Genomic DNA, 25,674 nt, shown 5'->3' with positions numbered 1-25,674 from the left:
TTATTGCCCGCTCCAGCGGAAGAATCGGGATGCAAGAAACAAGGATACGACCGCAATTCCCAGCAATACTCCTACTTCAAGACCGTAATCTGAGATCGGTCCTACATTCCATGTTCCTCTCAATAGCTGGATCGTATAGTAAAGCGGCAGTGCTTTCGCTACATATTGCAAAATCTCAGGCATCATTTCCAATGGGAAGGTCGCTCCGGAAAGGAAGAGCATAAGGTTAAGGAATAGCGAACTGATTGCTGCAGCTGCCTGCGTGTTTTTTGCAAGGGATGTCAAAAACAATGCAAATGGGAAAAAGGCCAAGATACTCACGAGCAAAGCAAGCAAAGTACTGCCGATATACTGCGGCACGGTTAGGTCATACATCAGCATTCCGAAAACCATCAATAAAATGGCAGATATCATAAAAATGACGGTTCCCTGAAACGTATGGGCGGCTAAAATTTTCCACGGTTGCAGAGGGGTGGATTGATAGCGTCGCAGGACACCTGTTTCCCGGTAACTGGCCAGTACGGTTCCTAAGGTGAAAAAGGATGTCGTCACGATGTTGACCCCGATCCAGGAAGGAACATAGAGCTCCGCAAATGACATCTCGCCCATCTCTTGTCCCTGAAACATCGAACCGAACAGCCAGATCATTAACACAGGGAATAGAAAGGTCCAAAAAACACTTAAACGATCCCGGAAAAACATCTTTGTTTCTAGGTCTGCTAATTTGAGCATTGCTGTCATGCCGGCTGTTCCTCCTTCTCTAAATAGTGGACGAAGAGATCATCAAGCGTCCCTTTTTCAAACTTGAAGTTTTCGATGGCAATATCCTTCTCATGACAATGGGCGAAAATATGGTAAGTGGTCTCTTGTAAGGTTTCACTATAAACTTTGAATGTATCATGTTCATTTTCAATACGGATGACACCAGGTAAGGTGAGGAGATGATCGTACTCCAGTCCATTACTTTGGAAGGAAAGGTAATTGACTGCCATTTCTTCAAGAAGTTCTTGGGGTGTATTCAATGCTTTCAATTGACCGCCATAAATCATCGCAACACGATCGCAAAGTCGTTCAGCTTCTTCCATGTAGTGCGTGGTAATGACGATTGTACAACCTTGTTCTTTCAAGAGCTTGATCATCGACCACATTTCTCTTCGGGCATGTGGATCCAGCCCCATGCTCGGTTCATCCAAGAAAAGAATCTCGGGCTGGTGGAGAGTAGCGAGTGCCAAAGTGACCCGTTGCTTCCAACCGCCGGAAAGATCTTCAAACCGTACATTCAACTTCTCTTTCAAACCAAGCAGATCGATCAGGTAATCTTTCTGTGTGTTTGTTTTATAAAAAGAAGAAAACAGGTCGAGTGCTTCTCTGACCTTCATTTTTTTCTGAATCGAAGTAGCCTGGAACTGGACTCCGATCCGCTTGTTCAATTCCCTTAATTGACGGTGTGGTTGTAATCCTAAAACATCGATTGAACCTTGATCTGGCTTTCGAATCCCTTCTAGCATTTCAATGGTTGTCGTTTTACCAGCACCATTCGGTCCGATGATCCCGAAAATTTCACCTTTCTGTACAACGAATGAGATATTCTGTACAGCATGGGTATCTCCGTAGGATTTTGATAGGTTTTCTACGGTAATGACATGTTCCATGAAACGTCCTCCTCTAAAATTGCAGTTCGGTTTTATTCCACAATTTCTAATGTATGGTAATAGTTACGGATATAGGAGGGAATGGTTTCAAAGTATCTGATTTAGAAACAGGGACACTTGAAATCACCGAAATTTTTCAAGTTTGCACCGATAAATCCAAAACGATAAAAATCACAATTAAAAGCACCGTCCGTTATTGGACAGTACCTTCTGATTTCCTGCGTCGCTCATCTGGTGTGAGAAGCGGTTGAGGAGGAGATGCTTTCTGTGTGAATTCAGATACAATAAAGATCGTGATGAATCCGACTACCATCGCGAGGGTCCGGAATGGGAAGAGGACAATCCCATCTTCCACTAACGGATATGGTAAAAACTTCGGCAGTCCGATGACCGGTTCCCCGCCGCCGAGTCTTAAGAAGAAGGAGACGATGATCCCTGCAATCGATCCATATTTGGTAGCCCGTTTATAAAACAACGCCATCGTCAACTGAGGAAACAGGATGACGTAGACGAGATCCGCAGCCAGGTACCAGAGCGCGTAAACACTTTTAATACTCAATGCAATGATGGTTGCCCCGACACCAACAAAGATGATTGTTCGCTTTATCACTTTTTTAAGTTCCTCGCCAGACGCTTTTGGTTTTATCAAAGGACGATAAACGTTCCAGGAGGCCATCGATGAAGCAGAAAGAATGGATGAATCCATTGATGACATGACTGCTGCAGCCAATGCCCCTAGTCCGATAGCTGCAATGACCGGCGGAGTCATGTATCGTAAAACATAAGGGAGGATCATCGCAGGATTTTCAGGTTCTGAAACACCCATACTTGCCCAATCTACTGCAAATCCAGCCATACCGATAAGCACAGCCGGAATCGCTGCAATGATACAAATGAAACCAGCCGCAATTGATAACCACATGGCTGTGCGCGGTGTGTTAGCTGATAACACACGTTGAAAATACACCTGCCATGGGATTCCACCAAAAATCAATAACAGAGCATAGTCCCACCAGTTCCAGTAATAATTGCCCCAATCCGGGTGCTCCCAACCATTCAATGGTGGGAACAGATTCGCGAGTGAACCCATTTCTCCGGTATACATGCTCCAGGAAGAACCCAAACCTCCTGCATTACCCAAAGCAAAAGGTACGACGAGGAATAATCCGAGGATGACGATGCTCATTTGGATGACATCAGTGAATGCGACCGACCACATGTCCCCAACTACCGTGTATGCAATTGCAATCGCCGCAGAAATGATGATCGAGGTTTTAAAATCCAGACCAAGGATCGTCCCGAAAGTGGTTCCAAGTGCTGTCAAAATAGCACCGCTCCAGAAGATTTCCCCTAATAGTGCCGGAATGTATAAAACGCCAGCTACTTTTTTACCGAAACGCATTTCAAGCGGATCAATCATCGTCATGAATTCATAGCTTCTCATTTTACGAGCGTAGAAAATACCACCGATGATCAAGCTGAGGGCATACCCCCACGGTGCCTGAGCCCAGGCGATACCGGATGAATAGGTGTATTCTGCAGTACCAGCTATGTAACCGCCTCCGACCCATGTGGCTGCCATCGTGAACATGGCAATCCATAAAGGAAGGGATCTTTTCGCTACCATCATATCAGAAACGGTATCCGATTTCTTTGCGGCCGAATACGCGCCGATATAGTAGATCAACGCATAAAAAATAATCATGGAAATGAAGCCGCCCCAATGAATATTAGGGTTAGTCAGTGCAAGATATAAGAAAACAAGTGCGACTAGAATCGCAAAAATACCCTGTTTGAAAAAACGATTCTTTGTTATATTTGCCACAATATTACCTCCATTCTGCTAGTCATTGATCCTAGTGGTAGTTTGTCTAACAGGAAGATAAACATACGGGAGACAAGACCAGTCAAAGAGTAATAACCTTAAGGGTTGGTGGCTTTTCCCGCAGGAGTGTCGTAAATTTCTCATAAAAATCAACAAAGTCCTTTAACAGAACCATATGTTTAGTTAAAGTACTAAGATATCAGTAATTATTTCTAAAAAGGACTTTTCATGCTTATATAGAAATTGTGAGGATGCAGAGATTGAAGTAAGGAGAGATATCCATGAAAAAGTGGGCGTATGTATTGATAGCAATCGGTGCAGCGTTATGGGGGCTTATTGCGATATTTGTTGAAGGGCTATATGAGTATGGATTCACTGCAATTCAGGTGGTGGCAATTCGTGTAATCGTCGCAGCGTTGATCCTCGTTGTTTTTGTACTCATAAAAAATCCGAGACTCCTCAAAGTAGAATGGCGTGACAGCATATATTTCATTGGGACGGGAATATTCAGCATCGTTTTCTTTAACTGGTGCCTGTTTACCGCAATACAAGAGACATCGATTGCAGTTGCAGCTATTTTACTATATACAGCACCCGCAATCGTGACGATCCTTTCAAGATTTTTATTTCAAGAATGGTTTACAAAACGTAAGCTGATTGCGTTATTCATGACATTGTTCGGGTGTACATTTGTAATTGGATTGTTACCAGGTGGCTCAAGCTCAGTTTCATTTTTCGGTGTCATTGTAGGGCTTGGTTCTGGTTTGGGATACGCTCTCTATAGTATTTTTGGAAAATATGCACTCGCGAAGTATTCATCACTGACCGTCACGACATATACGTTCATTTTTGGTTCTGTAGCGATGATTCCTACAACTGGATTATGGACAAAAACGAGTGAGCTTCAAGAACCTGGTGTTCTACTGAATGCAGTTGGTATCGGTTTTTTATCGACAGTTATAGCCTATATGCTTTATACGGTTGGTCTGCAATTCGTCGAGTCAAGCCGTGCTTCGATTACAGCGACGGTTGAACCGGTCGTCGCAACACTTGTAAGCGTGATGCTTTTCCATGAACAACTTACGGTTTGGCAAGTGCTCGGAATCTTCCTGGTGCTTAGTGCTGTGATGATCGTACAAGAATCGAAAAAGGTAAGAATGAAGCAATCATTAGCACAATGAGGAGGAGACAAATATGAATCGGATCGCTTTGGTGACAGGTGTGAGCCGTTTGAAAGGGATAGGAGCAGCAGCATGCAGGGCCCTCGCTGAGTCTGGGAACGATATCTTTTTTACGTACTGGACGGATTATGATCAACAGATGGAGTGGGGAATTGCTGCTGATGAACCTGCGCGCCTTCAAGCCGAGATTGAAAGGTATGGGGTACGGTGTGAACGGATTGAAATGGATTTGTCACAAGAATCCAACCTCCCTCGTTTATTGGAACAAGTTGAAACGACGTTAGGGTATCCGGATATCCTCGTCAACAATGCTTGTTACTCTGTGAACGATACCTACGCTACGATTGAGGAGGAAAACTTGGACCTGCATTATGCAATCAATGTGAAAGCAGTAACTTTATTGACTTCCTACTTTGCAAGAGGTTATCAAAAAGGACAAGGGGGTCGTGTGATTTCAATGACTTCTGGTCAGTCCCTTGAACCGATGCGACACGAACTTTCTTATGCAATTACAAAAGGTGCGGTGGAATATCTGACAAAAACACTTGTCCCTGATCTTGCGGAAAAAGGAATCACAATCAACGCTGTCAATCCCGGACCGAATGATACAGGATGGGTAGATGAAAAATTGGAGAAAGAACTCCTGCCGAAATTTCCAATGGGAAGGATCGGAACCCCAAAAGATGCAGCGCAATTGATCCGCTTCTTAGCAAGTGAAGAAGCGGGATGGATTACTGGGCAGGTCATCCACTCAGAAGGCGGTTTTCAACGCACAACTTAAAGGGGGATCTTTTTGACAACAATCTATTTTGTACGTCATGCCCATTCTGTTTATTCATCTGATGAATATGGACGTGGGGTTTCTGAGCATGGAAAAGAAGAGGCTGAACGAGTAACGGAGTGCTTCCAACAAGTACATGTCGATATCGTGCTGTCGAGTCCATATCGAAGAGCGATTGACACTGTGGAAGGAATTGCGGAATCAAAAGGTCTTGAAGTGAGGACAGTCGAAAATTTGAAAGAGCGTACTTTATCCGATTCTCCTGTTGAGGATTTCAATTCTGCCATTAATAAAGTATGGTCAGTGCCGACTTTTTCATTTCCAGGCGGTGAATCAAACGCTCAGGCACAACATAGGGGGATTTCAACCATCCGTCACCTTTTGAATATGTACGAGGGAAAACACATGGTAATCGGTACACATGGAAATATCATGGTCTTGATCATGCACCACTTTGACCGGCAGTATGGAATTGATTTTTGGAAACAGTTGACTATGCCTGATATTTATAAGGTGACGTTCAATCAACAAAATCTAATTAAAGTGGAGCGGATATGGAAGGAGTAGGAGAGAGCTATTTTCACTTGGAGTATACTTGTTCGTAAACGGTGGAACTGTCGAAAGTACTCATCACCGAGGAAGAAACACACAAAGATCAACTGAAAAGGCAAGAGAGTTTGTGGCAAAAGCAAGGGGGATTTAAATGATTTATCGAAAGAAAACCTACTATATCAATCCTGAACAGGTGGATACATTCAATGATTTTTTCCATACATATTTACTTCCGAATCAATGGAAGAATGGCGCAAAGCTCATTGGAAGATGGGTGAGTGGGGATAAACGTTACATTACAGCAATTTGGGAATATGAAAGTTTAGAAGCCTACGAGAAAATAGAAGAGCGGGTACGAGCTGATGAACTGCATAAGCAAGCGGAAGCTGAGAAACACAGAATCGCTAAGATCATTTTATCAAGTAAACAGGAGTTCATGGAAGCGACGGCTGACTATCATGTGCCACGTCATATTGTCGCAGTGTCAGGACTAATCCAGAATGACTGCGGCGAAACACTTCTTGTCAAAACAAATTGGCGGAATGATACGTGGGAACTACCTGGTGGTCAAGTAGAAGAAGGTGAACCGCTCGAAATTGCCTTAAGACGAGAAATCTTGGAGGAAACAGCGATTGACGTCGAGCTGAGAAGCACGACGGGAGTCTATCAAAATACGACAGGCAGAATTGTAAGCATTGTGTTTAAAGGGATCGCATTGAATACTGAGATTGTAAAACAGGATTCTGAAATTCAAGAGGCACGATTCATAAAGCTTACTGAGGAAAATGTCTCTGACTATATCACTCGCACACATATGGCTACAAGAGCGATAGATGCATTGAAATCGAGTGTAACTGTCCCAGTTGAAGCTGTAAAAGTGAAACCTTATGAGCTATTGCATCGGCTTGGGACATAGACGGAGAATAAAATCAATCTAGAGGCGGAGGAAAATCCAATCTGCTGACCGGTTAAACAACAAGTGGAAAGCCGTAAACTAAGAGTAACAAAACAAACTCGAAAGGGAGCGGATTCCATGTTTAACTTCTACGAAATCGAAAAGCTCATCATTGAAATGACAAGAAAGAACAAAAGACGATAAGGTTGTCGGAAAGTTCATCTGCTAAAGCGGGTGGACTTTTTTACACTTAAAGAAAGCATAAAATACTTTCTTCAGTATAAGCGCAACTACGGCTAAGCCTGCGCCAAGGCTTGGCTTTGCCAAGTTTTCTTTATCGGAATGCTTTTAGCGGACACCAGAGCTCTTATTTTCAACTTTACATCTGGTTTACCAAAAATAGCGGACACCAGAGCTCTTATTTGCCTGAAAACATAGTAAATCTGCTTCATTTGGCGCAAATAGCGTCTCCTATGTCCGCTAATGTCTATAAACACCTCTTTTTGATACGAATAACGGCGCTCATGTCCGCTAAAGTTTTCACCCACCACCAATCCCTAAAAACTAGTTTTCGTCCATCTTTTTCTCCAGTTCTTCTACTTTTTTTCTCAGCTGCATCAATTCTTCTTGTTGTCCCTTACCAGCCATTGATATGCGATCACCAACCATGAAGAAAATCGATACAATGAAGATCACAAAGACAATCAGCCCCATCACAATAAGAAAATTGATTTCCATCAAATCCCCCTTTTTTCCAATTGTAACATTCATCAGGTACAATTCCGTGGTATGATTTTCCATATAAGATAAAAGGGGAGCAAGCATATGAACATCCTGACAAACACAGTCGGAACTGAACTTGAACAAATCAATAAAGCATTGGATATGGAAGGTCTTCCGCAACTTAAAACTGTGTCAGAGATTACAAGTCTTGGAGAGGGCGCCTGGCATTATGCCTACCTCGTAAACAGCAGTGCTGAACCGCTTGTCCTGCGCTTACCAAAGAAAATCGCCTACGATAAAGAGGTCGGATTCAATTACGATGAATTGATGTCGGATTATGCAGGGACCCATGCGTATTATCAACATGCCAATAAAGCTAAAGAAGGGATCTGTCCGAAGTATTTTACCTTTTTTGTAAGTGAAGAGCTGACATATACAATCGAATCGTACGTTGGTACATCGGTTGGGCTCGGAGTACAGACGAATGACCAATCAAGACGCTATGGAATCGAGCTTGGGGAATTTTTTTCAGCTATCGAAAAACTGGAATCCCCACTTTCAGGGCTCGGTTATTTAAAATGGAGCAACGGCTGCTTATCGGGAGAGCTTGACATGGACATCCACTCGTTCATTCCACAAGAAACAGAAGAATATTCGGAAGAGCTGGAAACATTACTCGAAAGTGATTATGAGTTTGATAAAAAACGAGTACGACATTTAGGAGATGAATTGATTCCAAAGAGGTCGAACGAAGAAGAGCGTCTCATCTTCACGAATCAAGATACCTCACCAGAAAACATGATTTTTACCCAGGATCGTATCCACATCATCGATCCGTATCCGATTATATACACGGGTCCTTCACTTGCGGCGAATTTGGTATTCAATTATCAAACGACGTTTCCGACCTTCTACAATACAAAAAGGTATGAGAAGCAACGGTACAACCGCCATATCGAACAGTTGAAAAAAATAGCGGATGGATTTATTGAAGGGTATGTACAGGATTCTGTGGAAAAACGTGATTCGTTGCAGGTGGAGGTATTTCTGAAACATGTGACAATGGCATATACGCATCTGCAGCTTCTCAAAAAGGATACATTGAACCGGGAACAAGAAATTCGATATGGATTGAAATCACAAATCGAGAATAGACTTGAAATATTGATAGAACGGCTGGGGAAATTCCCTCTTGAACATAAAAAAGCAGCCGAATGATCAGCTGCCGGGCTCAATATCTTTAATCGAAAGGAAATCTTTGACCCATTCAATTTGAGGGTCCCGATAGTACCCTGCATACAACCGTTTGGCAAGGCTTAGCGGACCACCGAAAAAATATTGCTCATAAAGCGATTGACGCGTGCCGAAAGCACTCATAGATAAGTCCCATGCCAGACGGAAAATTTTAACGCGGTCTTCCGCATTTGCATTTGCTGCCTGGAGATAATCATCTAGGTCTCCACGAATCGGAGAGTGGAAATCTTTTTCATTCGGTATAGTGACTAGACCACTTGCTCCAAGATTTTGGATGATTTCACTGAAGGTCGGGTAAATTTTCGCATAATAACATAATGCAGCATGAAGAGGCTCCCGAGCAGGTGTCATTGTCCCCCAACGATCGGGTTTAGCTTGAATTTCAGATGACAGGACAAATGCTTTCATTGCTTCCAAAGCGATGATTACATCTGCTACCTTATCCTGAACCAGATCATAATCACCAATGTTAATTGTATGGATCATCAATTGGATTGTTCCGAGGATAAATTCGGTTTTTATGATACAGCGGCTGACTACCTGGTGGACTGTCTGTGGAAAGAAACTGGTTTGTGAATACACTTGGCCGGAGAGCTGTTTACTTTCATAAAAGAACACGTTTTCCCAAGGTACGAGTACATCATCGAATACGATGACAGAATCGAGTTCATCAAAACGCGAGCCTAAAGGATGGTCGAAGTTCGATTTTCCATAATCAAATGATTCGCGTGCAATAAACCGTAAACCAGGTGTATTTGCAGGCAGTGAAAACCCATTTGCCATACAGGATTCTCCGACACCACCTTGAGGGAAAACGATCAACTCATCGGTCAATCCACCCTGTGTCGCCAACAGACGAGCGCCCTTTATGATAAGACCATCATTCGTCTTTTCCTTGATGTGTGCGGCGACTGGATCATCTGAAAGCTCAAAATAATACCGACCGCGATTCACTTGAGGATGGACGAAAGTGTGCGTGAAGGACAGATCCTCACGAGTGGCTCTTTCATAAAGGTTTCTCATATTTTCACAAAACTTAGGATCCTGTGACTTGAAGAGTTCAGCAGCTTGGGTAAAAGTCATCAAAATCGTATTTAAGTAATCTGGTGATCGGCCAAGTAACCCCCCAGTGGATTTTGCCCATTCCTGGAAAGCAAGACGTCTTTTCTCTAAATCCTCTTTCGTTTTAGGAGGGAAGAATGCCATACCGGCTCGTTCGCCATTTTCCAGTTTGAATGACATTTTATCAAGCTTTTCTACCTTCAATTGCAAGTCATATAGATTCGCTTTACTTTTCATAATGCCATTCAAAGATGGATGCTCTGAAAGCTTGCCTTTTGCTTGTTCACCATCAATCCATATTTCTGGATGTAAATTATTGATTCGGTCGATGTATTGTTGACCAGATATAAGTCCCATAGATCTAACTCCTTTACCAACCAATCATACATATACGATATGCAAAAGAGGGCGCAAGGGTACGAAAGAAAGCAGGTGATGACCATGATGATATTTCTGACCATAGTCGTATTGATGGGGATTCTCGGCGTACAAAGCAGCTTGAGAAAAATTATGAAACAAAACGACAGGGTGATTGATCTTTTGGAAGATCTCAATCGTAGTAAATAACAAGGGAGGGGTTTTGTTGAAAAAGGACAAACAAAAGTTGATAACCCTTGGTGTCACCATTGCAATCATCCTTATATTCTGGAGTACGCAGATAGATTTGCCAGAGGATGGACCACCGGCGTTCGGGCCACCTTTTTTAGCGGAGGATGAAAACCAATTATCCTTATTTGTAGTCGGTGATTCTGATTTCGAAATGGAAATGTTGCGGGAGGAGGGGGTGCATTACTCTTCGGCTAGTATACAGAAGGTGGGTTCTTTAGAGGATGCGCAACTCGACTACCCAGTTCTCGAGATCGAATCTGCACCAGCATACCTTGTATTCAACACCCGAGAGCTAGAATACAAAACATATGATGCAGATGATCTGATCCGCTATTTGAAAAAAAGTAAAGAGAAGCAGTAGATCGTCAATTAAGCTTCTCTTCTAGTTTCTTTTTCACATTCGGCCATTCTGATTCAAGAATGCTGAAATAGACAGTATCACGTATATATCCTGTATATGTCATTCGGCTCTTTCGAAGGACTCCCTCACGAACCCCGCCGATCCGCTCGATCGCAGCCTGGGAACGCTTATTTCGACCGTCCGTTTTCAGTTGTACCCGTATCGTCTCCAGTTCTTCAAAACAATGACGTAACAACAGATATTTGCATTCAGTATTCACAGCTGAACGCCAAACGGATGGAGTCAGCCATGTCCAGCCAATTTCAAGATGTTTATCTTTTTCCGAAATATCCAGGAAACGTGTGCTTCCCACAAGCTTCTGTTGTACCTGGTCATAGATGACAAAAGGGAACTCAGTACCATTTTCTTTTGCCGTCAAAGCTTGTTGGACAAGCTTCTTCATTTCCTCAGGAGATGTGATTTCCATAGGCATGTAATCCCAAATTCCTTCATACTGGGCTGCTCCATATAACTCATCTATATCTTTCATTTCCATAGGACGGATTGTGATACGGTTGCCTTTAAGTGTTACAGGTTTGATCCACATTCGTCATTAGCTCCTTCTTTTCTGACTGTTTTTCTATATTCCATCAAAGAAAAGAAAGTCCTTTATTTAGAGTTGATTCTTCATAGAAGGATTCTTTGGACAGGAAGAGGAGAAAAACGGGAAAAGAGTGTCCCCAACATGATGGAGCTAAACATTTAAATTAAGGCTTTGTTAATCTTCGTTGTTGATTTTTAAGGAAATTCACGACACTCCTGCGGAACAGCGAGCCAGGTGAGACCCCGCAACGAAAAGAATATTAAAAAAGATGGACTTTACTGTCAGCCCATCTTCCTTAAGGTTATTTTTTCATGATCGACTTTATATCTGACCACACTTTTAGCATCTCAGCATGCATTTGCGCATCGCTGACATTGAAATGTTTCATCATTTCTTCTCTTGAATGACCTGCTTTTTTATAGTTGATGACTTCCTTCAAATCTTTATTGCTCAGTTTTGCTACGATTGCCGCCTTTACGAGCTGTGGCATACGGATATCTTGCTTCAAGTAACCTTTCAGTTCAGTTACATCCTTATTGGAATAATCAGCGACATAACTGAGAATCTCACCTTTGTGCTGTTGGAATTTCTTTTTATGTGCTTTCCATCTGGCTTTTTGCTCAGCTAACTTTTCAGGACTGACTCCGTAATGTTCTGCCGTCTTCTCCCAGGATTTAGATCGATTATAGTGATTCAGAACTTCCTCAATCGACTTTTCAGAGAGCTTTGCGATTTGTGCTGCCTGGAAGACATTTTCTTTCGAATGGCCTTTTTCTAAAAGTGAACGGATCTCTTTCTTATCAAACTTATGATGTGTCGCTGGTGCAAGGCTTAGTCGCCCTTTATGACCTTCATCCTCTTTAACCTCTTCGGATGACTTCATCGAGACAGTCCCCTCAATATCCATATTAGATGCGTCTGCATATTGGGGTGAAATCATTCCCATAACAGCTATTCCTAATAAAGCAAGTCCAAAATTCTTTAGCTTCATTACTCCTTCACTCCTTTTACATTTAAAGAAAGAATAAAAATCCTTATTTAATATAAGACTCATCCAGCTAAGGCTATTGGCTGAGCCAAGTTTTCTTTAAGTATTTGCTACTATGTAAAAACCATTCATATTTTGGGATTTTTACAAGAAGATTGTGACTTGACCTGCGGAAAGGGAGTGAATTTCGCTAAAATCATCAAAAGGTCTAACATAGCTCAATAAAAAAAGAGCTGAAATCGTCAGCCCTCGTGCTTGTTACCGAAATGGAACGAAAGGATATCCAATGTATTGAATTTTGAGTGTTCCATCTTCATAGCTTACTGGTCCAATGTTTCCAACAATCGTAATTGGATTCGAATTTGAATTTGAATTTGAACGATGATCATTAAAAAGCGGGTTTTGAAGAATAATGATCAATAGAAGGTAAAGAAGCAATAAGATAAGAAGTATGCGATCCCACACGGCGATTCCCCCAGAATAGATACTCTTATAGTATATGCCTGGTGATAGCTACTGTTTCATAAAGAATCATGACAACGTGAAATTGTAAGGGGTTTGGATCGTCTGAATACTCTTATAATTTATTTACGGAATATGGTAGAGTAAGGAGTAGTAAAAAGGGAGAGGGCGGAGAACATTGCTGCAGACAGATTTCAGTTTCAAAGATAAAAGCATTCTGGAAGCCATTATCGATAATGCCTTTGAATGGGTGGTCGTCGTCGATACAGAAGGAAAAGTTCGCTTCATGAATAAAAACTATTGTGAATTCCTCGAGATTGATACAAAGAAAGTCATTGGTATGCACGTGACAGACGTGATCGAAAACACGAGAATGCATATCGTCGCCCAGACTGGAAAGGCGGAAATCGCTGACCTCCAATACATCAAAGGGAACTATATGATCGCCAACCGGATTCCGATTTTTCATGAGAATGAAGTTGTGGCTGCACTCGGTACGGTCATTTTCCGAGACACTGAGCAATGGAAGAAAATGAACAGTCATGTGAAAAGTCTGTTTTCAGAACTCGAATTTTACCGTAAAGAGTGGAGTGCCAATAATGGAGCAAAATATTCCCTGAATGATCTTGTTGGCGTTTCAGATTCGATAAAAGAGTTGAAAAATCAGGTAAAGAAGATTTCAAGTGGGGATATTTCCGTTTTGATCCGAGGAGAAAGCGGCACGGGGAAAGAGCTGTTGGCCCATAGTATCCACCAATTGAGTGAAAGGAGTACGGCTCCCTTCGTAAAAGTGAATTGCGCGGCAATACCGGACAACCTCCTGGAGTCTGAGCTTTTCGGATACGTGGAAGGAGCGTTTACAGGGGCGAAAAAAGGTGGTAAAGTCGGAAAGTTCATCCTGGCAAATGAGGGTACGTTGTTTTTGGATGAAATCGGGGACATGCCATTACGGATGCAGGCAAAGTTATTACGCGTCTTACAGGAAAAAGAAATTGAGCCCATTGGTGCCAATAAAACGGAGAAGGTCAATGTCCGTGTCATTGCCGCAACGAATCGTCCACTTGAAAAAATGGTCCAGGAAAAGCTGTTCCGGGAAGACCTATTTTATCGGATCAATGGTTTCCAGCTTCACATCCCAGCTTTACGTGAACGAAAGGATGACATTACTCCTTTGGTAGAACATTTTCTTGAAAAAGTAACGAGGCGAACAGGAAAACGGATTCAATGCATAGATGAAGAGGTCAACAAAATTTTGTTCCGTCATAATTGGCCCGGTAACATACGTGAGCTTGAAAATGTAATCGAAGCAGCTGTCCACTTGGCGTATGATGAAACAATCGATAAAACCTCCCTCCCTGAATATTTACATGAAAATGATAGTCTCAAAATCGGAAGTAAATCATTGCAGGAGCTGGTTGAAGAGACGGAGATCAGTGCAATTAAAGAAGCTCTAGCCCAAAATGCCGGCAATAAGCTTGCAGCTGCCAAAACTCTTGGTATCGGAAAATCCAGTTTCTACGAAAAACTGAAAAAATATGATTTGTTCTGAAACTCATTCCAGAATTCCGGAATCCTTCCGGGTTTCTGGAATTTTTAATGGTAGTGAGGGTTTTGGTTGTTTTACTTTCATTATTTTCCGACTTTTCGGAATAATAGCCTCATAAATATTTTTGAAACCTTGATATATCGATATTTCTTACTTGGCATGGAACTTGCATTTTATAGCGATTGGATTGGAAATTGCTTTCACAATAAAAGATAAATTTGAAAGCGATTCCAATAAATCGAAGAGTTAAGGGAGGATATAGGATGTTAAGCATGATCGGTTTGATCGGTGGTCTTATTTTATTAATCGTATTAACGATGAGGGGCATGAACCTGCTTGTCGTTGCACCACTTTGTGCATTGTTCACTGCAGTCTTAAGTGGTCTGCCCCTCTTTCCACAGCTTGCAGAGGAAGGGGGAGCGAATCTCGTCGGGGACTATATGGCTGGATTCTCAAGCTTCGTTACAGCCTGGTTCCTCATGTTCTTACTAGGTGCAATATTTGGGAAAGTCATGGAAGACAGTGGCGCTGCTGACAGTGTTTCCAAGTGGATTGTTGAAAAACTCGGAATGAAACAGGCAGTACTTGCAATTGTTCTCGCTTGTGCTGTTTTGACTTATGGCGGGGTGAGCTTATTCGTTGTAGCTTTCTCAGTATATCCGATGGCACTCAGCTTATTTAAACAAGCGGATCTCCCACGTCGCTTCATACCAGCGGCACTTGCGTTCGGTTCAGTAACCTTTACGATGACATCTGCTGGTTCCCCAGAAATCCAAAACTGGATCCCAATTGAATATTTAGGAACATCACCGTATGCGGGTTGGGAAGTCAGTGTGCTTGTCGCAGTCTTCATGGCGGTGTTTGGTTACTGGTGGTTGAAGAGAATGCTTGCAAAAGCAGTCGCGAATGGTGAACGATTTGAAGCACGGGAAGACGATCCTGATGTGGTAGAAAAAGAGCTTCCTCATCCACTCACAGGTCTAATCCCGTTGGTTGTCGTATTGATCATCTCCTTCATTTTTCATGATTCCTTACAACAATCTGCGTTGATTGTGGCGTTATTAGGCGGCGTGATTTCAGCTTACTTCTTGAACAGAAAGTATTTCACAGATTTCTGGGAAGCTATTTCTGCAGGTACATTAGGTGCATTGATTGCTATTGGGAACACTGCAGCGGTAGTTGGATTCGGTGGTGTTGCAAAAGCTGTTCCTGCCTTTGATACCGCAGTCAGTGCGATGACGAACATTCCTGGAAGTCCATTGATCGGTGGGGCGATAGCAGTAAGTGTGATTGCAGGGATGACCGGGTCAGCTTCTGGTGGTCAAGCGATTGCATTACCGATTTTAGCTCCACATTATATGGATATGGGTGTTAATGCAGAAGCCTTGCACCGTACTGTAGCGATATCATCTGGTGCTCTTGATTCACTCCCTCATAACGGTTATGTCGTTACGACTGTCCGGGCAATTTGCGGAGAATCTCATAGTGCAGCGTATGGAGCTGTAGGAGCATTGACGGTCATCGTGCCGTTAATAGGATTGGCGTTAGCGGTTATCCTATTCTCACTAGGAGTCGGAATCTAATCTAAAAAAGGAGGAGCATTCGTGGTTAGTGATAAAGTTGTGTATATCACTGGAGCAGCGAGTGGAATCGGCTATGAACTTGCCCTCTCATTCGCCCAACAGGGTGCAAAGGTTGCCCTCGTCGACTTAAATGAAGATGGTGTAAAAGAAGCTGCCCAGAAACTGAACGATGAAGGACATCAAGCACTTGGGTTAAGATGTGATGTCACAATGGAAGATGAAGTGAAACAGTCGATTGATAAAACTGTCGCACATTTCGGCAGTCTTGATATTTTAATCAATAATGCAGGATTGCAGCATGTCGCTTCTGTTGAAGAATTTCCAACGGAGAAATTCGAATTGCTGACACGCGTTATGCTAGTCGCACCATTTATAGCAACGAAACATGCCCTTCCAATTATGAAAAAACAGGGTTTCGGCCGAATTCTGAACATGTCCTCAATCAACGGACTTGTCGGATTCGCAGGTAAAGCTGCATACAATAGCGCAAAGCATGGCGTTATCGGGTTGACGAAAGTGACAGCTTTGGAAGCAGCAGAACATGGGGTGACGGTGAATGCGATTTGTCCAGGGTACATTGATACACCGCTCGTGCAGAATCAGCTTGAGGATCTTGCGAAAAATCGAGGGGTTTCAAAAGAGCAGGTAATGGAGGAAGTCATTTATCCGCTAGTGCCACAGAAACGGTTGTTATCTGTAAAAGAAGTTGCTGATTACACCTTGTTCCTGGCTAGTGAAAAAGCAAAAGGCATTACAGGGCAAGCCGTTGTTATCGACGGTGGATATACCGCACAATAAGTTTTAAGAGGAGGACACTTCGATTACGAAGTGTTCTTTTTGATTTGATAAAGTAAACAGGACTGCCCGTTGAATGCTGGACAGTCCCAATTTTCAATCATTGATGATCATATCATTTTGCAGATCCAGAATCCGGGCCATAACACGTTGGATTTCTTCGCGTTGTTGTGGTGTGGCACTATGTGATACCTTTTGCAAATCAAGATAAGCTTCTTCAAGCTGTTGTTGTGCGCCGGAGTAGATCGCAGCGTCAACCTGTGGTTCTTGATGGTTATATAGTTCATTCTGTTTTGAGGCATACTCGATCACTTGCTCTGCGCGAGTGAGAAATGTCCTTAAAGATTCATGTTCTGTCATTTTGGGCTTCCTCCTCTAGAAAGTTGTACATATAGTGTGTTATAGCATGCCGAATAATATGTGTACGTGTTCTAGACATTCGCATAATTTTACAGACCTCCATATTTGTCCCTATCATGTGTGTTTTTTTCAACATAATGTAGTAGTGACTAGATAAAAAGGAGGCTGAAAACATGAGCGATGGAAAAAGAAAAGGCGGTAAAGGTTTCACTTTAATCGTTGTTTTGTTCATCTTACTAATTATTGTAGGAGCTTCTTATGGCGGCGGTGGCGGATACGGCTACGGCGGCTGTGGTTGTGACGATGGATATGGCGGCGGCTACGGCTGGTAATTTGTCATTCAAAAGCAGTGGAGGGCTTTGTCCACCATTTTCATATTGACTAGGAAAAAGGGTCGGCCAATAATGGTCAACCCTTTTCGTGTATAAAAAGAGGCAGATCACCCGAAGCTCAGCTTAATTCACCCACAACCGTCATGGTGCTATAATAGAACCATCTCCAAGGCGGATGGGGGGACCAAGACATGGATTTACATAAAATTACCCTTGTTGCTGATTGGTTGAAGGCATCGGGAAGTACGGTGATTCTCACAGGAGCCGGCATGTCGACGGAAAGCGGAATTCCGGATTTCCGTTCCAGAGAAGGCTGGTGGAAGAAAATCGATCCTATGACCGTCTCCACTGTTGAAGCACTTGAAAATGAGTACGAGCTGTTCCATGGCTTTTATAGCTTAAGGTTGACAGACTTGAACACCTGTCATCCCCATAAAGGACATCATTTTTTAGCTGAATGGGAGAATCAAGGCTTTGTAAAAGGAATCGTCACCCAAAATGTCGATGGCTTTCATCAGGAAGCTGGCAACAAAAGCGTTCATGAACTTCATGGGTCGTTACGGTCGATTTTTTGTTCGGATTGCGGTCAAGCTTCTGATGAAGGGACTTTTTTGAATCAGGATACTTGTTCAGAGTGTGGGGGGCATTTACGGCCAGATATCATCTTGTTTGGTGAAATGCTTCCTCAAGAAGTGTGGGGGAAAGCGATTCGGCTCATTGAGGAATCAGACCTGCTGATCGTCATCGGCTCGAGTTTGCAGGTTTCACCAGCGAATGAATTGCCTTTTTTGACGAATGGCCAAAAAGTAATCATCAATAACGAGGCAACGCTGTTGAGTGAACAATTTGACTTGCAGCTCGAAGGAAAAGCGGGTGATATTCTCGAAGCTATTGATGAGAAACGGAAGGGTGGAGATTTTTCATGATGACATTGAAAATACCAAAAGAAGAACGTGAACAGCTGGTCAGGAATATCCAGGGGTATTTCATCGATGAGCGAGGAGAAGAAATCGGGGATTTGGCAGCAGGTCTCATGCTGGATTTCTTTTTGAAAGAAGCGGGTCCCTATGTTTACAACCAGGGCGTACGTGATGCGAAGAAGCTTCTTCAAGACAAAATGATGAACATAGAAGAAGATATGGACGCCCTTCAGCGACCAATCGAGTTATATAAGCGTTAATTGATGCTCTGTTAATCTTCATTGTTGATTTTTACAAAATTTGCGACACTCCTGCGGGAACAATGAGCCAGGGGAGATCCCGCAGCGAACATGCAAGTGAGCGAGGAAGCTCCTGGTTCGCCCGCGGAAAGGGAGTAAATTGAAGAAAATCAACAGCATTATTTAACAAAGCCTAATCTAAAAAATCAATTGAATAGACCATGCCATTATCAAGCTTATTTTCATATGGAATCATGAAGTTTAAAAGGCCGATCACTCTAATGGTGCGGTCTTTTTCATATATGTAAGTTTCGGCAGTCATGAAGAACAGCCCTCTTGTATGTATAGCTGAGCTGGTTTCATCTACTTGGTTGATGTTTGATTTCGTATAACCAGCTGAAGTCACCTCCGATGACAACGTAAAACATTTCTCAGAATCACAATTCAAAATATTGTTCCTTACGAGCCACTCCTGATAGTCATCTGCTGTTGGACAGCTGACCAATAGAAGAGCTGCTACACAGGCGAATGCGAATAACGACACTATGAATTTCCTATTCATTTGATGATCCCTTCCTTGAATTCCAATATCTTACTTTGAGTATACGGTACAATCAGGCATTAGAAAAGCTGATCCTGTCCAGGACCAGCTTACCTTCATTTATGGGAAACTTTTTGCTCGGAAAATTCTCGTTCTTCACCAAAATTCAGCAGAATGACTTCTGTCTTTTTGTAATCTCGTAATAGTTCGAATAATTCTTGATCCTTTTCCATCATGGTTTCGATCACCGGGAAGTTTTGTAACATGTTTTCGAGAACTTCTGGTCTGGGAGAGGTTTCTTTGGTTGGAAAGTGATGATTAGGGATGACATATTTTACGTCTAGGAGATTTTTTGTGACATAAGCAGCTTCTCTTGGCCCCATGACGAATTGTCCTGAAGATGAAAGGATAGCCAGATCAGGTTGGTAGACCTCCTGAATCAGTTTCATATCCATCGTCATGGTTGTGTCACCAGAATGGTAGAGTGTAACGTCATTCATGAAATCGTAGACATATCCCGCAGGCTGTCCAGCATATAGTGGAGTGTTCTCCGTTTCCTTAAAGGAAGATGTGTGCAGTGCTTGGACCATGCTTACTTTCACATCATCAAACTCAACTGACCCGCCATAATTCAGGAGGTGCACATTTTGATAACCACTTTGAAGTAGAATCAGCCCCATTTCATACTGACAAACAATCAGAACATCGGGATTGGCATCAACCAATTCTTTCAGGCCTGCCGTGTGATCAAAGTGGCCGTGTGTAAGGTAGACCGTATCGATTGTTTTAAGAAATTCAGGTTTTGTGTACGCTTCCGGACACCCGGGGTTCCCACTTAAAAAAGGATCGATCAAATGTTTTTTGCCAGACCTACTTGTAAGCAAATAAGAAGCATGACCAAGACGCATCATTTTCATACACATTCCTCCTCAAAAATAGTTTTCAATATAAACTTTCTTCGTATTTAAGGGTAATCCTTCCATAGATGTAATTAAAGTGCAAATGTATGGACGATGACCCGTTGACAGCACACTGCTCTCGTTCTATAATTGCAGAAAATTTCATATTAAACATTATAAAAAATGAGAGGACAAATCATTCTGGCATCGGTCAGACAGCAGCAATAGACATAAAGGAATGAAGGGTCATAGGTAGGTGGGGACAGCTTTAAGGAGGAATTTGGATGGTAAAAAGAAACTCTGAAACTCCAGGACATAGCCGTGACCAGGAAGTAATCCGTGCCATGACAGATAAGGAAATTGAAGCTTTTCACAGAAAAACGTATGAGAAATTCATGCGATATACGAGAGGTCGAAATCGAATCCGCAGAAAATAGAGGTAGACATATGAACACAGAGAGAGGCCATTTAGTGTTTGTGTATGGAACACTCCGGAAAAATGAATGTAATGCTCATGTGCTGGGAAATGCAAAGTGTATGTCGGAATATGCCTGGGTTCAGGGGACACTGTTTGACACAGGCTTCGGTTATCCGGCACTGACTCTTGTGGATTCCGGAAGAGTTTTCGGAGAGATATATGATGTCGATGCTGATGGTCTTAAGAAACTGGATTACCTTGAAGGATATAAAGGTCCCGGCGATGAAAACCTGTATGAACGTCAAACTTACCCGGTTGTGACGGAAGATGTACCAGTAGATGTGATCATCTACACAGTCGATCATAATCCTTCTCTGTGTAAAAAAGTGATCGAATGCGGTGATTGGCTTAAACGATAGAATTAATCAACCATCCGGAAGCGGATGGTTGATTATTTGGACAAAATTACAGAAATACTGGACAAAACTCTGGATTTTTTGGACAAAACTCTGGATTTTTTGGACAAAACTCTGGATTATCTGGACATATTTCAAAATTAACTGGTCAAAACTCAGTATTATCTGGACAAACTCGATTTTCAGAAACAATCGGGTACCACCTAAAATGAAGGATGGAACCAATCAATCTGAATTGATGGCGTACACATCAATAGAGCGGTCCCATTTATGAATTTGGGTTTCTTTCCGCATCCCGATCCTTTTCGCAACAGCTGATGAGGGGCTGTTTTCAGGAGCAATCAGCGATATGAGTTTAGGGTATCTGCATTTTTCGAATCCATAGTTGAGACAAGCCAGAGCAGCTTCTGTTGCATAACCTTTGCCCCAATGTTCCCGGATGAACAAATAACCAATTTCCATCATAACTTCACTATTGATTTTCTGGGGGACGATACCGCATTGTCCTGCAAATTCACCAGTTTCCAACAATTCCACTGCCCATAAGCCAACATTATAGGCATTGTAGTTATTGTGGGTCCATTCGATCCACTCTTCAGCTTGCTGCTCCGTTTTTGTAGATGGATAATGCTTCATCGCAATCGGATCCGAAAATATTTTCATCAAATTCGAGAGATCGCCTTTTTTCAATGGCCGCAATTTCAAACGTTCAGTCCGCAATTCAAACACGATTCTCCCCCTTTTGAAACCTTAATACATCTAGTCACTAGTTTATTATCACCAACAGTATACTATACAACGGTGCTTACTATACGTGCCAGGCACCATTTGAAACCTCAACACCCCCAAGGCTTCCGTGAGCGTGCCAGGCACCATCTCAGAGTCCTTGAGGCTGTAGGGTGAAATTTTCGTGCCTGGCACCGATCCATTGATCATCCCCTTAGCGTGAGGAAGGAGAGGAACCAGACAGCGTGGTTTTGTTCATCAACTGAAGCGCGTTTGAAAACATGTCTGATGTATGGCGTGCAAGCTTTATCAGCGATGTCCAAGTAGAAGTCTGTAGTCTCTTGTTCGTCGACAAAGGAAGCACGGACACCTTTTCTGTAATCATCAGGGCATTCTTCCGTAATTTCAGGTTTGGGTTGCTGACCTGTCAAGCTAACATAGATATGCGAGAACGTTTGGAAGTGGTTGATTTCATCTTGCCGGATTTCAAGGATTTGTTCTCTTTCAGCTTTAGTTGGCGCATTTTTAGCTAATTTCTCATAACATTGTATCGCACTATACTCTCCATTGATCGCCTTACGTAAATCTTCAATCAGACTTGTTGACTCCACTGGTTGTCGATACATCTGCATTTCAAGAACACACCTCCGAATTTTCTTCGGTATCGTATGCCCAGAAAGAAAGAACTGTGATAATCGACCATTCAAGCTAAAAAACACTCATGTTCCCTTCACTTTTCCCATAAGTTAGATTATGCAAAAGTACTAGCTGGGAGGGAACGCATTGAAGAGTGAAGAAGCACGATTACGTGACATTCAAGCTATGGCCTTTCATGTGATGGACGATATTCATTTGAACAAAACGCAAAGAAACGAGAAAGACCTGAAAAACGCTGTGGATCATTTGTCCAGGGCGGTCGGAATGTTTGCAGACCCTAGTAAATGTGTCTCACTGGATTATGTAGAAGAAAAAGTAGGGAAGGCCTATCAGCTCATTGTAAAGAACAAACGCGTCCAAAAGACGCTGAAAGTAAAATGAAACACTGCACGATCAAAAGAGAGCTCTGGTGACCCGGAGCTCTTTCTCATTTTCCACTAATATGGATATACCAAAAACTCATGAGATTATACTTTTGCGGACACCAGAGACGTTATTTCATAGGAAATCCTATGTTTTTATAATGTAGCGGACACCAGAGACCTTATTCACCTTATATCCTTGAATATAAGCAGCATTTTGAACAAATAGTGGCCGTGGTGTCCGCTAATTTTTTTTACAGCTCTTTTTTTCACAAATAAGGACCGTGGTGTCCGCTAAAAATGGGACAGTTTTCTCGAATTAAAGATATTCGAAAAAATATGGACCAGCTCAACGGGAGCCAGTCCATTTCAAAGGGGAGGTAGGATAATTTGTCAGGGGGAACCTGAAGCTTTTTTAAAGTTCAAAGGAACCTCCTACCTATATAGACGCATGACTTGAAAATAAGTTGCAGGAATTTTCAACTTAATTAGCGAAATATGTAAATGACTCAAAATACGAACAAAAGTTCTGTTAAATGAAGGAGGAAAAAAATGAACGAAGCGTTGCTTGTCATTGATGTCCAAAATGCTGTCATGGAGAATGCCTACGAAAAAGAAGAGGTGATCAACCGAATATCAAGTTTGATCCGGAATGCTCGCGCCAACGATGTACCTGTCATCTACGTTCAACATGAAGATCCAGCTGGACCCTTGAAGCGCGGGGAACCTGGCTGGGAGTTACATTCATTATTGGAAAAGCCTTTAGAAACGGAAACCATCGTGAATAAAACGCTCCCGAATTCGTTTGCAGATACAAATCTGAAAGAAGTTCTTGATAAGTTAGGAACTGGACACCTTTATATTTGTGGGGCACAAACGGATTATTGCGTGGATTCTTCTTGTCGGGGGGCATTTGATGTGCATTACGATGTCACGTTGATAATGGACGCCCATACGACAATGGATAATGACCATTTGACAGCAAAACAAATCATCGACCATACCCACAATACATTAGGGAATTTCTGGAGTCCTCACGCCACCATTACACTACAAAATACTAAGGAAGTTTTTTGGATGAAAGAGAAAATAAAATAAAAAAATTACGCAAAGTACGTAAGGTTTTCTCGCCCTATTACGTTATACAAGTGAGGAGGGAAAAGGAGGTCATTTAATTATGCTAACGGATACGATGAAAAACATTGTGGAGGATACCAGATCCCTACATAGGCAATTTGAAGAAGAAATCGAACCATACAAGCAGGACTTATGGAATTATTGCCGCTATGTCACAGGTTCCCCCTGGGAAGGAGAAGATCTGTTCCAGGAAACGTTGTTAAAAGCTTTTGCTATGCTCCCCCAAATCTGGCAACCGCTCAATGCGAAAGCGTACCTTTTTCGAATCGCAACAAATCGCTGGATTGATGAATGCAGAAAACGGAAACTAGCTGTTGAAGATGAATCAGACAAAAGTGAGCCGGACCAACAAGCTTCTCAAGCATTCAACATTCGGGAAGCATTAGAGGTGCTTGTCTATCATCTTACACCGAAACAAGTGACAACGTTGCTGTTGATGGATGTATTCCAATTCAAGGCTGCAGAAATTGCGAATATGGTCCACTCGACAGAAGGGGCAATCTACGGAATCGTATACCGAGCTCGTAAAAAGCTGCAAACGATCGGTGTATACGAAAAAGTGCACGATACACCAGAGGAAACATCACGACACTCGGAAGTGGTCGATGCGTATTTGGATGCATTCAATAGGCGTGATGTAGAGCAAATGCTCCATTTGACTAGTGATACCATCCATATGGAGGTTTCACCAGGTTTTCAAGAATTCTCGAAAGGCGATGTCGAAAAAGGATCGATGCAAGCAGGGATTATGGGGAAGAAGGCGTATCGGAAAAAACTGTGGGGAAAAGAAGTCATTATTGTCCTTGCAGAAACAGAACCTGGCCTTCAGTTGCATGATGTACAATTTCAAGATGTAGCGGATGAAAAAATTGTCCGCCATAAAAGTTATTTTTTCTGTCGTGAACTATTGACTACCATTGCAAATACACTCGAGATTCCACTTCAACGAAACAAACCCCCAGTCAATTGGGAATGATTTTAGGAGGGAAGAGATGAAAATTACAAAAAGCCCGATCAATCGTGTAGGAGCTACCTTTGTACATGTTAAAGATTTGCAGAAAACAGCTCGATGGTATGCTGAATTACTCGGTAAAGAAACACCACAAGTGGACCCGGATAGTCCTGTCCACTATGTCCATTTAGGGAACGGAGGCTTTTTACTCGATGATGATCGGAACAATGAACCTGGGACTGAAGCGAATCTTATGCTTCAAACCGATGATATCGATGAAGCTTATGCTTTCGTGAAAGAAAAAGGAGGAATCATCGTCCGCGAGATTGAGAGGTATCCTGATGTATCCTTCTTCAATTTCAAAGATCCAGATGGAAATGTCCTTATGATCTGTGAGGAGCATTACCAAGGAGATCGGTCATGACACATCAAATAAAAAGCTTCCCTATACACATTTACCTGTGACTGATCTTGATAAATCGGTTGATTTTTGGATTGAGCATTTCGACTGTGTTTTTGGTGATGATCATCAGCCTGAAACGAAGACTGCCTTATTAAGAGTAGAAAATGGTCTTTGGTTATTCCTGTATGAAACCGATGAAATGCCTCGAAAAGCAACATGGAAAAAAGGAGCTTTGCGAAATTCGGATGATGCTCAGATTTTTGCTGCTACATTGAATGTGAAAGACCCCCATCATCTGTATAAACGTTTGAAGGAACATGGCGTACAGTTTGGTGAATTCCGGGAAGTTTGGATCGGGCATGCATTTGATTGCTTTGACCCTGATGGAAACAAATTCAACATTTGGGGCGGGGAATGGAAAGAAAATTAATCTTAAGGGAATTGTCACAACGGCAATTCC

At 42.4% G+C, this 25,674-nt stretch carries 33 protein-coding genes and 1 pseudogene; 20 read left to right on the top strand and 14 right to left on the bottom strand.

The features are described 5' to 3' along the window. The 3 genes from KOL94_RS18510 to KOL94_RS18500 form a co-directional block, all read right to left on the bottom strand. On the bottom strand, positions 1 to 741 hold the full coding sequence (locus KOL94_RS18510; protein WP_221568112.1) for an ABC transporter permease: 741 nt from the start codon (positions 739 to 741) through the stop codon (positions 1 to 3). Beyond that, positions 738 to 1,652, bottom strand: coding sequence for an ABC transporter ATP-binding protein (locus tag KOL94_RS18505; protein ID WP_221568111.1), 915 nt, complete (start codon positions 1,650 to 1,652; stop codon positions 738 to 740). Before KOL94_RS18505 ends, KOL94_RS18510 begins: the two co-directional genes overlap by 4 nt. 193 nt (positions 1,653 to 1,845) lie before the next feature. Next, entirely contained in the window at positions 1,846 to 3,477 is a 1,632-nt protein-coding gene (locus KOL94_RS18500) for a high affinity choline transporter 1 (protein WP_311775191.1), read from the bottom strand. A 281-nt stretch (positions 3,478 to 3,758) separates the two neighbouring features. Between KOL94_RS18500 and KOL94_RS18495 the strand changes: the two genes are divergently transcribed. The 4 genes from KOL94_RS18495 to KOL94_RS18480 all read left to right on the top strand — a co-directional run bounded on the left by KOL94_RS18495 (position 3,759) and on the right by KOL94_RS18480 (position 6,907). Next, positions 3,759 to 4,658 carry an EamA family transporter gene (locus tag KOL94_RS18495; RefSeq protein ID WP_221568110.1) on the top strand — a complete coding sequence of 300 codons (900 nt, stop codon included), beginning with the start codon at positions 3,759 to 3,761 and terminating at the stop codon, positions 4,656 to 4,658. A 13-nt stretch (positions 4,659 to 4,671) separates the two neighbouring features. After that, entirely contained in the window at positions 4,672 to 5,439 is a 768-nt protein-coding gene (locus KOL94_RS18490) for an SDR family oxidoreductase (RefSeq protein ID WP_221568109.1), read from the top strand. Between the two features lie 12 nt (positions 5,440 to 5,451). Next, positions 5,452 to 6,006: a histidine phosphatase family protein gene (locus tag KOL94_RS18485; RefSeq protein WP_221568107.1), complete on the top strand. Its 555-nt coding sequence runs from the start codon at positions 5,452 to 5,454 to the stop codon at positions 6,004 to 6,006. Positions 6,007 to 6,142: 136 nt separating this feature from the next. Next, on the top strand, positions 6,143 to 6,907 hold the full coding sequence (locus KOL94_RS18480) for an NUDIX domain-containing protein (RefSeq protein WP_221568106.1): 765 nt from the start codon (positions 6,143 to 6,145) through the stop codon (positions 6,905 to 6,907). A 275-nt stretch (positions 6,908 to 7,182) separates the two neighbouring features. Here KOL94_RS18480 and KOL94_RS18475 read toward each other — a convergent pair whose 3' ends face one another. Further along, a complete protein-coding gene (locus KOL94_RS18475; protein WP_221568104.1) occupies positions 7,183 to 7,440 on the bottom strand; it encodes a hypothetical protein in 258 nt (85 codons plus the stop codon). A gap of 10 nt (positions 7,441 to 7,450) precedes the next feature. Further along, complete coding sequence (locus tag KOL94_RS18470; protein WP_221568102.1) at positions 7,451 to 7,687, bottom strand: hypothetical protein; 237 nt, start codon at positions 7,685 to 7,687, stop codon at positions 7,451 to 7,453. A gap of 24 nt (positions 7,688 to 7,711) precedes the next feature. Here KOL94_RS18470 and KOL94_RS18465 point away from each other — a divergent pair, with 24 nt between their 5' ends. After that, positions 7,712 to 8,827: a hypothetical protein gene (locus KOL94_RS18465; RefSeq protein ID WP_221568101.1), complete on the top strand. Its 1,116-nt coding sequence runs from the start codon at positions 7,712 to 7,714 to the stop codon at positions 8,825 to 8,827. Here the strand turns inward: KOL94_RS18465 and hpaB are convergent, their stop codons facing one another. After that, the gene (gene hpaB, locus KOL94_RS18460) at positions 8,828 to 10,282 is read right to left on the bottom strand and encodes a 4-hydroxyphenylacetate 3-monooxygenase, oxygenase component (RefSeq protein ID WP_221568099.1); all 1,455 of its coding nucleotides are present in this window, start codon (positions 10,280 to 10,282) and stop codon (positions 8,828 to 8,830) included. Between the two features lie 84 nt (positions 10,283 to 10,366). Between hpaB and KOL94_RS25390 the strand changes: the two genes are divergently transcribed. Together KOL94_RS25390 and KOL94_RS18455 are read left to right on the top strand one after the other, a co-directional pair. After that, positions 10,367 to 10,492 (top strand): hypothetical protein, encoded by a 126-nt coding sequence (locus KOL94_RS25390; RefSeq protein WP_260412521.1) that lies wholly within the window; start codon positions 10,367 to 10,369, stop codon positions 10,490 to 10,492. Positions 10,493 to 10,508: 16 nt separating this feature from the next. Then, positions 10,509 to 10,895: a hypothetical protein gene (locus KOL94_RS18455; protein WP_221568097.1), complete on the top strand. Its 387-nt coding sequence runs from the start codon at positions 10,509 to 10,511 to the stop codon at positions 10,893 to 10,895. Positions 10,896 to 10,899: 4 nt separating this feature from the next. Here the strand turns inward: KOL94_RS18455 and KOL94_RS18450 are convergent, their stop codons facing one another. The 3 genes from KOL94_RS18450 to KOL94_RS18440 form a co-directional block, all read right to left on the bottom strand. Continuing rightward, on the bottom strand, positions 10,900 to 11,481 hold the full coding sequence (locus KOL94_RS18450; protein ID WP_221568095.1) for a GNAT family N-acetyltransferase: 582 nt from the start codon (positions 11,479 to 11,481) through the stop codon (positions 10,900 to 10,902). Positions 11,482 to 11,779: 298 nt separating this feature from the next. Next, positions 11,780 to 12,469 (bottom strand): hypothetical protein, encoded by a 690-nt coding sequence (locus tag KOL94_RS18445; RefSeq protein ID WP_221568092.1) that lies wholly within the window; start codon positions 12,467 to 12,469, stop codon positions 11,780 to 11,782. 255 nt (positions 12,470 to 12,724) lie between these two features. Then, the gene (locus KOL94_RS18440; protein WP_221568091.1) at positions 12,725 to 12,931 is read right to left on the bottom strand and encodes a hypothetical protein; all 207 of its coding nucleotides are present in this window, start codon (positions 12,929 to 12,931) and stop codon (positions 12,725 to 12,727) included. 175 nt (positions 12,932 to 13,106) lie between these two features. Between KOL94_RS18440 and KOL94_RS18435 the strand changes: the two genes are divergently transcribed. The 3 genes from KOL94_RS18435 (at position 13,107) to KOL94_RS18425 (ending at position 16,855) form a co-directional block, all read left to right on the top strand. Beyond that, positions 13,107 to 14,477 (top strand): sigma-54 interaction domain-containing protein, encoded by a 1,371-nt coding sequence (locus KOL94_RS18435; RefSeq protein WP_221568089.1) that lies wholly within the window; start codon positions 13,107 to 13,109, stop codon positions 14,475 to 14,477. Between the two features lie 260 nt (positions 14,478 to 14,737). After that, positions 14,738 to 16,057 (top strand): GntP family permease, encoded by a 1,320-nt coding sequence (locus tag KOL94_RS18430; protein ID WP_221568087.1) that lies wholly within the window; start codon positions 14,738 to 14,740, stop codon positions 16,055 to 16,057. A gap of 21 nt (positions 16,058 to 16,078) precedes the next feature. After that, entirely contained in the window at positions 16,079 to 16,855 is a 777-nt protein-coding gene (locus KOL94_RS18425) for a 3-hydroxybutyrate dehydrogenase (protein WP_221568085.1), read from the top strand. A gap of 93 nt (positions 16,856 to 16,948) precedes the next feature. On the opposite strand, the gene KOL94_RS18420 is transcribed toward KOL94_RS18425, so the two are convergent. After that, the gene (locus KOL94_RS18420; RefSeq protein ID WP_221568084.1) at positions 16,949 to 17,212 is read right to left on the bottom strand and encodes a DUF2524 family protein; all 264 of its coding nucleotides are present in this window, start codon (positions 17,210 to 17,212) and stop codon (positions 16,949 to 16,951) included. A gap of 173 nt (positions 17,213 to 17,385) precedes the next feature. On the opposite strand from KOL94_RS18420, the pseudogene KOL94_RS25920 reads away from it, so the two are divergent. The 3 genes and pseudogenes from KOL94_RS25920 to KOL94_RS18405 form a co-directional block, all read left to right on the top strand. Continuing rightward, a pseudogene (locus KOL94_RS25920) lies at positions 17,386 to 17,481 on the top strand (YjcZ family sporulation protein); the annotation flags it as partial. Between the two features lie 254 nt (positions 17,482 to 17,735). Continuing rightward, on the top strand, positions 17,736 to 18,470 hold the full coding sequence (locus tag KOL94_RS18410) for an SIR2 family NAD-dependent protein deacylase (protein WP_221568082.1): 735 nt from the start codon (positions 17,736 to 17,738) through the stop codon (positions 18,468 to 18,470). Beyond that, positions 18,467 to 18,724, top strand: coding sequence for a DUF2164 domain-containing protein (locus KOL94_RS18405; RefSeq protein WP_221568081.1), 258 nt, complete (start codon positions 18,467 to 18,469; stop codon positions 18,722 to 18,724). Before KOL94_RS18410 ends, KOL94_RS18405 begins: the two co-directional genes overlap by 4 nt. Positions 18,725 to 18,896: 172 nt before the next feature. Here KOL94_RS18405 and KOL94_RS18400 read toward each other — a convergent pair whose 3' ends face one another. Continuing rightward, a complete protein-coding gene (locus KOL94_RS18400) occupies positions 18,897 to 19,265 on the bottom strand; it encodes a hypothetical protein (RefSeq protein ID WP_221568080.1) in 369 nt (122 codons plus the stop codon). Positions 19,266 to 19,360: 95 nt separating this feature from the next. Beyond that, a complete protein-coding gene (locus tag KOL94_RS18395) occupies positions 19,361 to 20,161 on the bottom strand; it encodes a metal-dependent hydrolase (protein WP_221568079.1) in 801 nt (266 codons plus the stop codon). A 266-nt stretch (positions 20,162 to 20,427) separates the two neighbouring features. Here KOL94_RS18395 and KOL94_RS18390 point away from each other — a divergent pair, with 266 nt between their 5' ends. Both KOL94_RS18390 and KOL94_RS18385 read left to right on the top strand, forming a co-directional pair. Further along, positions 20,428 to 20,580, top strand: coding sequence for a hypothetical protein (locus KOL94_RS18390; protein ID WP_221568078.1), 153 nt, complete (start codon positions 20,428 to 20,430; stop codon positions 20,578 to 20,580). A gap of 10 nt (positions 20,581 to 20,590) precedes the next feature. Next, positions 20,591 to 20,980 carry a gamma-glutamylcyclotransferase family protein gene (locus KOL94_RS18385; protein WP_221568076.1) on the top strand — a complete coding sequence of 130 codons (390 nt, stop codon included), beginning with the start codon at positions 20,591 to 20,593 and terminating at the stop codon, positions 20,978 to 20,980. A 222-nt stretch (positions 20,981 to 21,202) separates the two neighbouring features. On the opposite strand, the gene KOL94_RS18380 is transcribed toward KOL94_RS18385, so the two are convergent. Next, positions 21,203 to 21,706: a GNAT family N-acetyltransferase gene (locus tag KOL94_RS18380; RefSeq protein WP_221568074.1), complete on the bottom strand. Its 504-nt coding sequence runs from the start codon at positions 21,704 to 21,706 to the stop codon at positions 21,203 to 21,205. Between the two features lie 203 nt (positions 21,707 to 21,909). Beyond that, positions 21,910 to 22,335, bottom strand: a complete 426-nt coding sequence (locus tag KOL94_RS18375; RefSeq protein ID WP_221568072.1) for a ferritin-like domain-containing protein — start codon at positions 22,333 to 22,335, stop codon at positions 21,910 to 21,912. Between the two features lie 151 nt (positions 22,336 to 22,486). On the opposite strand from KOL94_RS18375, the gene KOL94_RS18370 reads away from it, so the two are divergent. The 5 genes from KOL94_RS18370 (at position 22,487) to KOL94_RS18350 (ending at position 25,644) form a co-directional block, all read left to right on the top strand. Continuing rightward, the gene (locus tag KOL94_RS18370) at positions 22,487 to 22,741 is read left to right on the top strand and encodes a hypothetical protein (RefSeq protein WP_221568070.1); all 255 of its coding nucleotides are present in this window, start codon (positions 22,487 to 22,489) and stop codon (positions 22,739 to 22,741) included. Positions 22,742 to 23,274: 533 nt separating this feature from the next. Further along, positions 23,275 to 23,820: a cysteine hydrolase family protein gene (locus KOL94_RS18365; protein ID WP_221568068.1), complete on the top strand. Its 546-nt coding sequence runs from the start codon at positions 23,275 to 23,277 to the stop codon at positions 23,818 to 23,820. A gap of 79 nt (positions 23,821 to 23,899) precedes the next feature. Continuing rightward, a complete protein-coding gene (locus KOL94_RS18360) occupies positions 23,900 to 24,835 on the top strand; it encodes an RNA polymerase sigma factor (RefSeq protein ID WP_221568066.1) in 936 nt (311 codons plus the stop codon). Between the two features lie 16 nt (positions 24,836 to 24,851). After that, positions 24,852 to 25,235, top strand: coding sequence for a VOC family protein (locus KOL94_RS18355; protein WP_221568064.1), 384 nt, complete (start codon positions 24,852 to 24,854; stop codon positions 25,233 to 25,235). After that, positions 25,204 to 25,644: a VOC family protein gene (locus KOL94_RS18350; protein ID WP_221568062.1), complete on the top strand. Its 441-nt coding sequence runs from the start codon at positions 25,204 to 25,206 to the stop codon at positions 25,642 to 25,644. Before KOL94_RS18355 ends, KOL94_RS18350 begins: the two co-directional genes overlap by 32 nt. Positions 25,645 to 25,674 lie beyond the last annotated feature (30 nt).

Source organism: Alkalihalobacillus sp. TS-13 (assembly GCF_019720915.1).
Lineage (GTDB): Bacteria > Bacillota > Bacilli > Bacillales > Fictibacillaceae > Pseudalkalibacillus.
This window is presented reverse-complemented; position numbering and strand designations above follow the sequence as displayed.

What these genes read in the sequence shown, in the direction of transcription:
- KOL94_RS18510 (WP_221568112.1), bottom strand. Translation starts at nt 741, where the DNA reads ATGACAGCAATGCTCAAATTAGCAGACCTAGAAACAAAGATGTTTTTC.
- KOL94_RS18505 (WP_221568111.1), bottom strand. Translation starts at nt 1,652, where the DNA reads ATGGAACATGTCATTACCGTAGAAAACCTATCAAAATCCTACGGAGAT.
- KOL94_RS18495 (WP_221568110.1), top strand. Translation starts at nt 3,759, where the DNA reads ATGAAAAAGTGGGCGTATGTATTGATAGCAATCGGTGCAGCGTTATGG.
- KOL94_RS18490 (WP_221568109.1), top strand. Translation starts at nt 4,672, where the DNA reads ATGAATCGGATCGCTTTGGTGACAGGTGTGAGCCGTTTGAAAGGGATA.
- KOL94_RS18480 (WP_221568106.1), top strand. Translation starts at nt 6,143, where the DNA reads ATGATTTATCGAAAGAAAACCTACTATATCAATCCTGAACAGGTGGAT.
- KOL94_RS18470 (WP_221568102.1), bottom strand. Translation starts at nt 7,687, where the DNA reads ATGGAAAATCATACCACGGAATTGTACCTGATGAATGTTACAATTGGA.
- KOL94_RS18465 (WP_221568101.1), top strand. Translation starts at nt 7,712, where the DNA reads ATGAACATCCTGACAAACACAGTCGGAACTGAACTTGAACAAATCAAT.
- hpaB (WP_221568099.1), bottom strand. Translation starts at nt 10,282, where the DNA reads ATGGGACTTATATCTGGTCAACAATACATCGACCGAATCAATAATTTA.
- KOL94_RS25390 (WP_260412521.1), top strand. Translation starts at nt 10,367, where the DNA reads ATGATGATATTTCTGACCATAGTCGTATTGATGGGGATTCTCGGCGTA.
- KOL94_RS18450 (WP_221568095.1), bottom strand. Translation starts at nt 11,481, where the DNA reads ATGTGGATCAAACCTGTAACACTTAAAGGCAACCGTATCACAATCCGT.
- KOL94_RS18445 (WP_221568092.1), bottom strand. Translation starts at nt 12,469, where the DNA reads ATGAAGCTAAAGAATTTTGGACTTGCTTTATTAGGAATAGCTGTTATG.
- KOL94_RS18430 (WP_221568087.1), top strand. Translation starts at nt 14,738, where the DNA reads ATGTTAAGCATGATCGGTTTGATCGGTGGTCTTATTTTATTAATCGTA.
- KOL94_RS18420 (WP_221568084.1), bottom strand. Translation starts at nt 17,212, where the DNA reads ATGACAGAACATGAATCTTTAAGGACATTTCTCACTCGCGCAGAGCAA.
- KOL94_RS18410 (WP_221568082.1), top strand. Translation starts at nt 17,736, where the DNA reads ATGGATTTACATAAAATTACCCTTGTTGCTGATTGGTTGAAGGCATCG.
- KOL94_RS18405 (WP_221568081.1), top strand. Translation starts at nt 18,467, where the DNA reads ATGATGACATTGAAAATACCAAAAGAAGAACGTGAACAGCTGGTCAGG.
- KOL94_RS18400 (WP_221568080.1), bottom strand. Translation starts at nt 19,265, where the DNA reads ATGAATAGGAAATTCATAGTGTCGTTATTCGCATTCGCCTGTGTAGCA.
- KOL94_RS18395 (WP_221568079.1), bottom strand. Translation starts at nt 20,161, where the DNA reads ATGAAAATGATGCGTCTTGGTCATGCTTCTTATTTGCTTACAAGTAGG.
- KOL94_RS18390 (WP_221568078.1), top strand. Translation starts at nt 20,428, where the DNA reads ATGGTAAAAAGAAACTCTGAAACTCCAGGACATAGCCGTGACCAGGAA.
- KOL94_RS18385 (WP_221568076.1), top strand. Translation starts at nt 20,591, where the DNA reads ATGAACACAGAGAGAGGCCATTTAGTGTTTGTGTATGGAACACTCCGG.
- KOL94_RS18375 (WP_221568072.1), bottom strand. Translation starts at nt 22,335, where the DNA reads ATGCAGATGTATCGACAACCAGTGGAGTCAACAAGTCTGATTGAAGAT.
- KOL94_RS18365 (WP_221568068.1), top strand. Translation starts at nt 23,275, where the DNA reads ATGAACGAAGCGTTGCTTGTCATTGATGTCCAAAATGCTGTCATGGAG.
- KOL94_RS18360 (WP_221568066.1), top strand. Translation starts at nt 23,900, where the DNA reads ATGCTAACGGATACGATGAAAAACATTGTGGAGGATACCAGATCCCTA.
- KOL94_RS18355 (WP_221568064.1), top strand. Translation starts at nt 24,852, where the DNA reads ATGAAAATTACAAAAAGCCCGATCAATCGTGTAGGAGCTACCTTTGTA.